Genomic DNA, 10,719 nt, shown 5'->3' with positions numbered 1-10,719 from the left:
CTTAATGATGTCCGCTGGTTTCTTTCTTTTTCCTGAAGGTTAAATAAAACGCAGAAATGATAATGATCACTGCTAAAGCAACTAAACTGATTGCAGATAAAGATGTCATATAATTATATTTTAAAATAACTTTTAATGCAACAAATATAGTTTTAGAATTTGATAAAGCCTTGTCAAATGTCAGGAATTGTGAATTTGTTAATAAAATTTATAAAAATGCAAACCGGTAATTTCTTAACTTGTTATAAGTAATAATTGAATAAATATACCGACAAAAAAGTCCTGTGAGTGGGTGATCCGCGTAGGGCAGGCACAGCATAAGAACAGGTAAAAGCCGCTTGTAAAACAAGGGGCTTTTTAATTCATAACCCATTGATTTCTTTTTAAATAAGATGACCAGACCAAACGCTTTAAGACTTTACTTCCGCACTTTAGTATGCTTTCTTTTTATTTCATTACAAGGCTTTAGTCAGCCTGGCCCGGACAGTGTTGCTGTCAACTTACAGCGCATCATGAAAAAATTCGATGCAGTGGGACTTTCGGTGGCTGTAGTAAAGGGAAACAAAATGGTATATACCCGGTCCTTTGGGTTCAAAAATATGGAAAGCAATACGGAACTTAAAGATCAGGATATCTTCAGGATCGCCTCTATTTCGAAGTCTTTTTCTGCAACAGCCATGATGCAGTTGCTGGAAGCCGGTAAAGCGTCATTGAATGATGATTTCAGTGATCTGGTTGGTTTTAAGGTGAGGAACCCAAAATTCCCTGAAACCGTAATCACCTTAAAAATGGTGTTGTCGCATACCTCAAGTATCAACGATAGTGAGGGGTACTTCAATCTCGATGTCATCAATCCGGACAGGAATAAAAACTGGACAAAGTGTTACAACAGTTATGAACCTGGAAAAGGGTACCAATACTGCAACCTGAATTTTAACATGGTAGGGGCTGTTATAGAAAAGCTTTCAGGAGAACGTTTTGACCAGTACATCAAACACCATATTCTGGACCGGCTGGGACTCTATGGAGGTTATTGTGTAGACTCCCTGGACAAGAACCGCTTTGTTACCTTGTATGAATATGATTCTGTTTCCAGAAAATTCAATCCTGCAGCTTCAGCCTATAATCCGCGCAGCGATGAGATCAGGAGTTATGTCATGGGCTACAGTACACCTCTGTTTTCCCCAACCGGTGGAATGAAGATCTCGGCAGCAGACCTGGCCCGCTACATGACCATGCACATGAACTATGGAAAATACAATGGGGGAAGGATCATCTCAAAAAAAAGCGCCCGGCTGATGCAGACCAAAGTATCGGAACCTGAAAATTATGGTCTTGCCTTGCTGCAAACAGATAAACTGGTCCCTGGAAAAATTATGACAGGGCATACAGGTTCTGCTTATGGGCTATACAGCGCCATGTTCTTCCAGCCCAGGGAGAAATTCGGGATTGTAGTGATTACCAATGGCTGCCGGCCGGAATACACCGATGCTTTTAACGGCCTTTTGAAAGCAGCCATTAACCAGCTGTACCAGGATTTCATCCAATAAAATAGCTTTAATCCCCTTTTAGGTAGGAAATTCCATTAATCGTCAACAATTCTGTACCAATCCTGTTGTTAATACGGAACAACGGAATGAATCGTATGACGGAAAGACACACTTATCAAACAGGAATTATCGGCAATTGCGCTTATCTGGCCCATGTAAACAAGAACACGAATATAGACTGGCTCTGCTGGCCAAGATTTGACAGCAGTTTTGTGTTTGGTGGTTTGCTGGATAAAGAAAAAGGAGGGGAGTTCTCCATCTTACCCGCTGGTGAATACCTGTCCAGACAATATTACCTTGACAATACCAATGTACTTTGTACCGAAATCAGCAATCCGGAAGGGAAATACCGGATTTTTGATTTTGCACCTCGATTTTACCAATACGAACGTTATTATAAGCCTTTAATGCTGATCCGGAAAATTGAGCCTCTGGAGGGCAATCCCAGGATTAAAGTAAGCTGCAAACCGGTATTTGAATACGGTAAAGCCAAGCAAAAAAGCAGCAGGGGCAGTAACCACATTAGTTTTACCGGTAATGATGAAGACATGCAGCTGAGTACCAATATCTCATTGAGCTACATAGAAGACGGAAAATATTTTGCTTTGAATGAATCCAAGTACCTGATCCTTACCTACGCCCATGACCTCGACGCGCCGATCATCAGTACTGCCGAGCGCTTTCTAAGGGAAACCATTAAATACTGGCGGTTGTGGATCAAACATTCGACTATAGCCGGCTTTTACCAATCCTACGTCATCCGATCCGCACTCACTTTAAAAATACACCAGTATGAAGATACCGGGGCCATTATTGCGGCAAGTACCACCAGTTTACCTGAATCTGATGGCTCTGGCAGGAACTGGGACTACCGGTATTGCTGGATGCGGGACACCTATTACGTGATCACTTCTTTAAACCACATCGGGCATTTTGAAGAAATGGAACGTTATTTTAACTATATTACTGATATTTCTTTCAGGGATGACGAGCGCTACCAGCCTTTGTTTGGTATTGCCGGAGAAAGGGTACTTACCGAACGTAAACTCAGGCATCTGAAAGGATATCTGGGCAACAAGCCCATCCGGATAGGAAACCAGGCTTTTGAGCACATTCAAAATGACATTTACGGACAGGTACTGGTCTCGATGCTGCCTTTGTATACTGACCATCGCTTTATTTACTCAGAAAGAAAGGATTCAGAACAATGGCTGGATTACCTGCTCAAAAAGATCGAACGCACCATCGACGAAAAGGATGCGGGTATATGGGAATTCCGGAACATTGCAAACACCCATTGCTATACTAACCTTTTTCAATGGGCCGGTGCAAATGCGGCGTTGAAGATGGCCAGAACCATAGGTAACCAGCCTTACCAGGAACGGGCACAGATCCTGATTGACAAAGCCGCAAAGCATATAGAGGACTGCTATGATCCGGAAAGGAAAGTTTACAATCATGCTGTGGGCAGCAAACACCTGGATGCGAGCACCCTGCAGCTGATCTTAATGAATTATCTGGATCCGGCCTCGCAAAGGGCAAAAGACCACTTAATTGCTTTGGAGCAGGAACTAAAAGCAGAAAATGGCTTATTTTACAGGTATGTGCATAAAGATGATTTTGGTAAACCGAAAACCACTTTTCTGATCTGTGCTTTCTGGTATGTAGAGGCTTTGGCCTGTGTTGGAAGAATAGATGATGCGATAAAGGAATTCGAGTCTATCATTAAATATGCAAACCACCTGATGCTTTTTAGTGAAGATGTTGATGAAACAAACGGCAGTCAGTGGGGCAATTTCCCCCAGGCCTACAGCCATGTTGGCTTAATGAATGCTGCACACCGCATTGCGATAAAACTGGATAGGCCTGTCTTCCTTTAGGGACTATTTAATCAGTTCTTTCAGCAATTCCCTCACCTCATGGTAATCTTTAAGATAGTACCGGGCAGCTGAAATATTGCTGCCCACTTTAATGGTATAAGCTTCCGGTGATAAAGCTTTAAAAATATCTTCATCCGTATGGTCATCCCCAAGGGCGAGTATAAAATCAGGATAGTTGTCATACAGCCAGTTTTGTGCGGCTTTGCCCTTGTTCACTTCTATATTCTTAAACTCGATAACCTTATTTCCGGGCATCATCTGCAGGCCTTTATCGGCAATGATCATCCTTAAATGGTTAATAATTTCATTGGCACGCAGTTCGCCCAAACCTTCTTCAGCTTTGCGGTAATGCCATACCAGGGAATAACTTTTCTCCTCAATAAAAGAACCGGGGGTACGGTCTGTGTAAGTATCTAATACGGTCCTGATCTCCTGCTTCCATTTATCGGTAAGCAGGGGCAGGGCTTTCCACTCTGCCTTCCTGATCTTTTGCCAGGCCCCATGCTCGGCAATCATGTCCAGGTCAAGGTGACCGAACCATTTTTCCAGGGTCTGGTACCGTCTTCCGCTAATCAGTATAACCTTATTGGCAGAATCCAGGCTAAGCTCCTTTAAAATGGAGTACAATTCTTCGTCAGGTGCTGCATCGTCAATATCACCTTTAAACCCAACCAGGGTTCCATCGTAATCCAGAAAAATATACCGGTCTCTGGCCTGGTCATAATCAGCCGATATCCGCGCCCGTACTGCCGCAACAGCATGTTTGGTATGCAAAGATTCCTGCATGGTTTTTACTTCATTTAGCTTGTCCATAAAATTCTTAACCCAAAGATGGATGTTAAACTTGCTGACTATTGCACGCATGCTGCGCATTCTCCTGTTTTGTTCTTCCGGGGGCATATTTACCGCCTTTACAATAGCTTCTTTAATGTCACCAATGTTATTGGGGTTAACGATCAGGGCATCAGTTAATTCCCTGGATGCCCCTGCCATTTCACTCAGTATCAGTACCCCATCATCTGTTGTACGTGATGCGACATATTCTTTGCTGACCAGGTTCATGCCATCGCGCATGGGCGTAACCAGGCATATGTCTGCGGTGCTGTATATGGCCGAAAGAAATTCTATGGAAAATGACCTGTAGAAATAATGTATGGGCACCCAGTTTATGGTCCGGAAACGCGCATTGATATTGCCCACAAACTGATCTATCTGGTCTTTCAGCTCTTTATACTTTGGAACAGTATCTCTCGATGGCACTACAACCATATATAAGGCCAGTTTGCCTATGTATTCTGGATGTTGTTCCAGCAGCAGCTCAAATGCCTGCAAGCGCTGTAAGATGCCTTTACTGTAATCCAGCCTGTCTATAGTCAGTATGGTTTTTACATTCTTTAAGCTTGCTTTAAATGAGTTGGTGTATTTGGCTACCTTTTCGTGTCGGGTTAAACTGTCAAATTTATCTGAGTCAATTCCCATAGGAAAGGCCTCAACAACCACCTGCCTGTTCTTATAGATCAGGACATTATCCAGCAGGTTGCTGGAGGAAAGCCGGGAAGCGGCGCTTAAAAAATGACGGGCATCATCAAAGGTATGAAAACCGAGCAGATCGGCCCCCAGCATTCCGGCAATCAGTTCTTCCCTCCAGGGGATGAGCCTGAAAATTTCAAATGAAGGGAAGGGAATGTGCTGGAAGAAGCCAATGGTAATTTCCGGTTGTGTGGTCCTGATGAGGCAGGGCAACAACAGGAGCTGGTAATCGTGTATCCAGACTACATCGTCGGCCGACAGGTGTTTCAATACTTCGGCCTTAAACTTATCATTTACTACTTTATAATAGTCCCATGCCAGCTGTTCAAAATTGGCATAAGTAACCAGGTAATGGAATACGGGCCATAACACTTCATTAGAAAAACCTTCATAATACAGGCTGATTTCTTCATTGCTCAGGAAAACAGGTACCAGGTTAAGTCCGGCCAGTTTTTCCCTTACCTCATCCTGCCTTTCCAGAGGGATCTCCAGTCCGGGCCAGCCGATCCAGATGTTGTTGCCATTTTTATATATAGAGCCTAAGCCGGTCGCAAGGCCGCCTTCACTCGGACTAAGGATATATACTCCATTTTCTTCTGTAATTTTTACGGGTAGCCGGTTCGAAACGATGATGGTTTTACTGTCTGTTATCATTATTACTTAAAACAACCGTTATTTGCATTTTTTGTTTGAATTTATTGCTTTTTATCAATAAATTACTGAGGATAAGCCCGCTAAATATGTCTGGATTTCTAAGGAAAATATTTTTATATTGTAGTACATATTAACAAAAAAATATCTCATTTTTGAAGGATTATTAAATTATGGCAATAAACGATTTAAGTAAAGACCTGATGCCAATCGCTTCAAATACGATGGCAGATATTGTAGAGGTCAGGTTAAGGGAATACCTTAAAAAGAAATCCTTCCGTCCGGGCGACGCCCTTCCTAAAGAACTGGAACTTGCTGAAGCACTTGGGGTAAGCAGAAACGTTTTGCGTGAAGCGCTGAGCAGGTTGCGCATGCTGGGCATGATAGAGACCAAGAAAAAGAGAGGTATGGTACTGGCCAGGCCAGATATACTGGGCACCTTTGAACGCGTATTGGATCCCCTGATCATCGACACAGAAACCCTGCAGGATATTTTTGAATTGCGACTGGTATTGGAAACGGGACTCGCAGAGCTCATCTATATCAGAAAGACGGACAAGGATATTGCTGAACTGGAAAACATTGCAAAAAAAGAAGTAAACCACGACAATTCCTTCAGGATTAAAAATGAGATTGCATTTCACGGTAAACTTTATGAAATGTCGGGCAATGACACTTTAAAAAGATTCCAGATCATGCTGCTGCCTATCTTCGATTACGTGGTTACGCTAGAAAAAAAACCTACCAAAGGCAAGGTAAACCATATGGACCTGGTACAGATCTTAAAGACCGGTACGAAAGAAGATTTTAAGAAAGGAATGGAAGCTCACCTGAAGCCCCACTTTGACCGGTTAAAATAATTATCTATTTATTTCTTTTAAAAAAAGGCCTGCAACTGATTCCTGCAGGCCTTTTTTAATTAAAATCCGCGCTAAGCGGAATACAATATTTGGTTTTATAATAAATACTTCTCATATTTGATATGTAGTACATAACTACTATAAACCATTTATAAACCAGCAAGAACATGACACCCCTGTCGGCAAACGAGATCAATGGCAATTGGGCAACTTTACTGTTACCGCTTAATGCTGATGACAGCATCAATTATGTACAACTGGAGCAGGAAATCGATACACTGATTACCTTTGGGGTTGATGGTATCTATTCCAACGGAACTGCGGGTGAGTTTTACAACCAGACTGAAGCAGAATTTGATGGTATAAATGAGCTGTTTGCAGAAAAATGCAATGATGCCGGCATGCCTTTTCAGATTGGTTGCTCACACATGAGCCCAAAGATCTCCCTGGAAAGGGTTAGAAGGGCCAGGTTATTGCGGCCATCTGCCATTCAGATCATCCTACCCGATTGGTTTGTCCCTTCCAAAACAGAACTTACAGATTATTTGCAAATGATAGCAGATGCGGCTGCTCCTGTTGGCCTGGTGCTCTATAATCCACCTCATGCAAAGAAGAAACTTCTACCAGCCGATTTTGCTGCAATCCTCAATTCGGGCATACCTTTGGTTGGCTGCAAAGTTGCCGGGGGCGATACCCAATGGTACGAGGAAATGAAGCATCTCCCTCAGCCTTTTTCCGTATTTGTTCCCGGACATCAGCTGGCAACCGGCATTTCCCTGGGTGCACATGGGGCCTATTCGAATGTGGCCTGCTTAAACCCTGCTTTTGCACAAAAATGGTATGACAGCATCCGGAAAGCTGAAGCTGCTGCTTTTGAACTGGAAAAAAGAATACAGCAGTTTATGAGCGAATGTATAGTGCCATATATTGTTAATGAGGGTTATTCCAACCAGGCTGTTGACAAATTTATGGCAGCAGTAGGGGGTTGGACAAGTATCGATACCCAACTGCGCTGGCCCTACAGGGGAATCCCCGCTGAACACATTTTACCCATTCGCGAAAAATGCAAAAATATACTACCTGAAGTTTTCCAATAAACAGATCCGTTAAACAAGTAAAACCAAACCAATGTTCTTTTTTAACAAACACCACCACATTAAAACATTGCTCATTTTAACAATTACACTCGGTATCGCGCTTTGTGCTGCAACCGGCTGTGGTACTGCAAAGCAATTTGCATCGGGGGCCGGTCCAGACAGCACTCAGGTTTTTAGCCCTGGAGGTAATTATACTTCCATGCGCATCCCGGCATTGGTACTTAGTAAAAAAGGCACCTTACTTGCTTTTTGCGAGGGTAGAATAGGTACAGCAAGCGACTGGGCAGATATGGATCTTTTGATGCGCAGGAGCCTTGATGGCGGAAAAACATGGGGCCCAAATGTCGTCATTGCAGCAAAAAAAAGCGGAGAACCTACCAGCAATGCCACACCTATTGTAGATAAGGACGGAACCATTCATTTGCTTTACCAGCGTGACTATGCCAGGGCCTATTATACTTTTTCAAAAGACGATGGTCAGAGCTGGGCAGCACCGGTAGATATCACCTATGCGTTTGAAGCTTTCAAACCTGAATACGATTGGAAAGTACTTGCTCCCGGACCGGGCCACAGCATACAACTGAACAATGGTCGTTTGCTGGTTCCCGTATGGTTAAGCAATTCTTCGAAGTTAAAACCAAGAAGAAGCCATGCGCCATCCTGCATCGCCAGCATTTATAGCGATGATCTTGGGAAGACATGGAAGAGGGGGGAGATCATTGCAGACAATACTGCTGATTTTAAAAACCCGAGCGAAACTATGGCCATCCAGCTAAAAGACGGCAGTACCATGGTCAACATTCGCAATGTAACCGAAAAAAGACGCAGGGGACTGAGTTATAGTAAAGATGGAATAAGCAACTGGAGCAAGCCGGTATTTAGTGAAGAGCTGTTTGAACCAATTTGCATGGCGACAATCATCCGCATTCCGGAGAAACAGGGAGGAGGGATATTGTTCATCAACCCGGATAGCAGGGATATCGGGAAACATCCACGCCAGAACCTTACCGCTAGGATCAGCAATGATGAAGGACAGAGCTGGCCGATAAAAAAAGTAATCAGTTCCGGCCCTTCCGGCTATTCCGATGTTGCGGTTGCAGATGATGGAACCGTTTACTGTCTCTATGAAACAAATGATGGTAAGAGCTGGAATTACAGCCTCGTCCTTAAACGCTTTAAATTAAGTTGGGTTAACATGAAAGGGTCTGTCCATGCAAAATAAAAACTACTTTATCCTGCTTTATGCCATCCTGATGGTTATAGGAACCTCCTGTTCAAAGGAGTTTGAAGAACATTACAATCCAGAAAGAAGAATTGACAAGAACATTGTCCAAATACTCAGTGAAGATCCTGACCTGAGCGAATTTGTAAAGATCATTGACAAACTTGAACTCCGTAAAACACTGGGCGAAGCGGCCATTTATACTTGTTTTGCACCTACAAATGAACAGGTAGATGCCTATTTTAAAGCCAGGGGTTATACCGCTATTGATGTTGTTCCGGCTTTAGTCCTGCGCCAGTACGTCAACAACCACTTTATAAACGGGATGTACTATAAATATGATATTGAAAAGCGGTATAAAGATGCGGTAAATGGGTTGAACCCTACAAAGGCAGTTTTTTACAAGACGCGCAGCGAGGCAGCCTTACCGGCAAAATCTGTCATGATTTTTACCCCTTCTTTCTTTGCAGCGCAGCAGGAAGATTTCAAGACCTTATACAATATTGCAGGCAGCGGATTTATGATCGGCACAGCCAGAATATCGGACAGCAAATACGATATCGATGCCAGCAACGGGGTAATCCATGTGTTGCAGTCGCCCCTCGAAGTAATGCCAAGAACGGATGCCGCAATCGCAAAAGACCCGGAGATATCCATGTACAACAAATGGCTGGAAACTACAGTAACCTATTCCCTGGGCGAGAAAGATGAATTCGGCTGGGTAGATACCACACTAATCAAATCCTATTCTATAGGCAGGAACCTGGCTGATGAAAATGTTTTAACCACCATTTTTGTGCCTACCAACGAGGCTTTGATGAATTATTTTAAGCCTTATTTACCTGACCTGTACAACAATATAGATTCTGTTCCAAAGCTGATCATTTCTGAAGTGCTCAGGAGCAGCATCCTGGCCGACACCTGGTTTAAAAGCGACATCGCAAGAAACAATCCTGAACTCAGGACCAACAACTACCCGCAGATGATCCATAAGATCGCACCTACCATCGTTGGTGCGGTTTCCTCCAGCAACAGCATCATTTATAAGGTTAACAAAATGCTGGAACCACCCAAACTGAACAGTGTGGAAGGTGGGGTTTATATGAAGAAAAGAATCTATGGACAGTGGGACTGGATGTTTCAGCATACCAATCTCGAATCGGGCTTGACAGATGGTCTGTATTTCCAGCATGGCTCCAGAACCATACTGCTCCAGCCTGACGAAGTTTGGGGATTCCCGCTTGCAGAAGACATGGATGCAGCAACATTACTGATCAGGCAAAATGCCTGCAGAACAGGTATTTTAAATATTGACGTCAGAGCAGATGGCGGTTTCAGAAAACGTTTCTATCCAACCGAGTTTGGCTATATCCTGTATGACAACAAGAAATTCGTAGACTATACCGGCAACGCCGTGCCGCTATTGAAAACTGGGCCCACCTGGGAACGCGGAAACGGGGCAATTTACGAGATTGATGGATTCCTTACACCCATGGACAAGGCCGATCTCAGCAGAACGGTCTATGCCCTGGTTTTGAAAGATCCGGAGCTTTCATCCTTCGCAACAGCCTGTACCAAATCCGGGTTGATGGCCGAGTTGAATTTAACGGGCTTCTTTAGTTATACCGTATTGGCCCCAACTAATTCTGCCATTCAAAGTGCAGGACTGCAAATCAATACGATGACTGTTGATGCCCTGAAGAACTTTGTAAATGCCCATGTCATTCCCAACCGCTATGTATTCACGGATGGGGTTTCGCAGGGAAGCATGCCAAATAAAGCCGGGAATTACTTAACTGTCAACGGGGCATGGGAAGGCTTTTCTGTGACCAGCAGTACCGGAAAAACGGCAAAACCGGTAGCGGCCAATCTGCAGGGCAGCAACGGGGTAATACATAAAATTAACCAGGTTTTTTAAGCGGTAACCCA

The 10,719-nt window shown here is 43.6% G+C and carries 8 protein-coding genes; 6 read left to right on the top strand and 2 right to left on the bottom strand.

Annotated elements, in window-relative coordinates:
- Position 1: 1 nt before the first annotated feature.
- A complete protein-coding gene (locus B9A91_RS24035; RefSeq protein ID WP_144008999.1) occupies positions 2–109 on the bottom strand; it encodes an LPXTG cell wall anchor domain-containing protein in 108 nt (35 codons plus the stop codon).
- 403 nt (positions 110–512) lie between these two features.
- On the opposite strand from B9A91_RS24035, the gene B9A91_RS19725 reads away from it, so the two are divergent.
- Both B9A91_RS19725 and B9A91_RS19720 read left to right on the top strand, forming a co-directional pair.
- The gene (locus B9A91_RS19725; RefSeq protein WP_235012614.1) at positions 513–1,550 is read left to right on the top strand and encodes a serine hydrolase domain-containing protein; all 1,038 of its coding nucleotides are present in this window, start codon (positions 513–515) and stop codon (positions 1,548–1,550) included.
- A 95-nt stretch (positions 1,551–1,645) separates the two neighbouring features.
- Complete coding sequence (locus B9A91_RS19720) at positions 1,646–3,430, top strand: glycoside hydrolase family 15 protein (RefSeq protein ID WP_200815698.1); 1,785 nt, start codon at positions 1,646–1,648, stop codon at positions 3,428–3,430.
- Between the two features lie 3 nt (positions 3,431–3,433).
- On the opposite strand, the gene B9A91_RS19715 is transcribed toward B9A91_RS19720, so the two are convergent.
- Positions 3,434–5,614: a bifunctional alpha,alpha-trehalose-phosphate synthase (UDP-forming)/trehalose-phosphatase gene (locus tag B9A91_RS19715; RefSeq protein WP_084240731.1), complete on the bottom strand. Its 2,181-nt coding sequence runs from the start codon at positions 5,612–5,614 to the stop codon at positions 3,434–3,436.
- A 170-nt stretch (positions 5,615–5,784) separates the two neighbouring features.
- Between B9A91_RS19715 and B9A91_RS19710 the strand changes: the two genes are divergently transcribed.
- The 4 genes from B9A91_RS19710 to B9A91_RS19695 all read left to right on the top strand — a co-directional run bounded on the left by B9A91_RS19710 (position 5,785) and on the right by B9A91_RS19695 (position 10,708).
- On the top strand, positions 5,785–6,471 hold the full coding sequence (locus tag B9A91_RS19710; RefSeq protein ID WP_084240730.1) for a FadR/GntR family transcriptional regulator: 687 nt from the start codon (positions 5,785–5,787) through the stop codon (positions 6,469–6,471).
- Between the two features lie 167 nt (positions 6,472–6,638).
- On the top strand, positions 6,639–7,568 hold the full coding sequence (locus B9A91_RS19705; protein WP_084240729.1) for a dihydrodipicolinate synthase family protein: 930 nt from the start codon (positions 6,639–6,641) through the stop codon (positions 7,566–7,568).
- A 31-nt stretch (positions 7,569–7,599) separates the two neighbouring features.
- Positions 7,600–8,790 (top strand): sialidase family protein, encoded by a 1,191-nt coding sequence (locus B9A91_RS19700; protein ID WP_084240728.1) that lies wholly within the window; start codon positions 7,600–7,602, stop codon positions 8,788–8,790.
- Positions 8,780–10,708, top strand: coding sequence for a fasciclin domain-containing protein (locus tag B9A91_RS19695; RefSeq protein WP_084240727.1), 1,929 nt, complete (start codon positions 8,780–8,782; stop codon positions 10,706–10,708). Before B9A91_RS19700 ends, B9A91_RS19695 begins: the two co-directional genes overlap by 11 nt.
- The last annotated feature ends 11 nt before the right edge of the window (positions 10,709–10,719 follow it).

Source organism: Pedobacter africanus (assembly GCF_900176535.1).
Lineage (GTDB): Bacteria > Bacteroidota > Bacteroidia > Sphingobacteriales > Sphingobacteriaceae > Pedobacter > Pedobacter africanus.
This window is presented reverse-complemented; position numbering and strand designations above follow the sequence as displayed.

Coding starts and splice junctions, on each gene's coding strand:
- B9A91_RS19725 (WP_235012614.1), top strand. CDS start 513: ATGAAAAAATTCGATGCAGTGGGACTTTCGGTGGCTGTAGTAAAGGGA.
- B9A91_RS19700 (WP_084240728.1), top strand. CDS start 7,600: ATGTTCTTTTTTAACAAACACCACCACATTAAAACATTGCTCATTTTA.
- B9A91_RS19720 (WP_200815698.1), top strand. CDS start 1,646: ATGACGGAAAGACACACTTATCAAACAGGAATTATCGGCAATTGCGCT.
- B9A91_RS19715 (WP_084240731.1), bottom strand. CDS start 5,614: ATGATAACAGACAGTAAAACCATCATCGTTTCGAACCGGCTACCCGTA.
- B9A91_RS19710 (WP_084240730.1), top strand. CDS start 5,785: ATGGCAATAAACGATTTAAGTAAAGACCTGATGCCAATCGCTTCAAAT.
- B9A91_RS19695 (WP_084240727.1), top strand. CDS start 8,780: ATGCAAAATAAAAACTACTTTATCCTGCTTTATGCCATCCTGATGGTT.
- B9A91_RS24035 (WP_144008999.1), bottom strand. CDS start 109: ATGACATCTTTATCTGCAATCAGTTTAGTTGCTTTAGCAGTGATCATT.
- B9A91_RS19705 (WP_084240729.1), top strand. CDS start 6,639: ATGACACCCCTGTCGGCAAACGAGATCAATGGCAATTGGGCAACTTTA.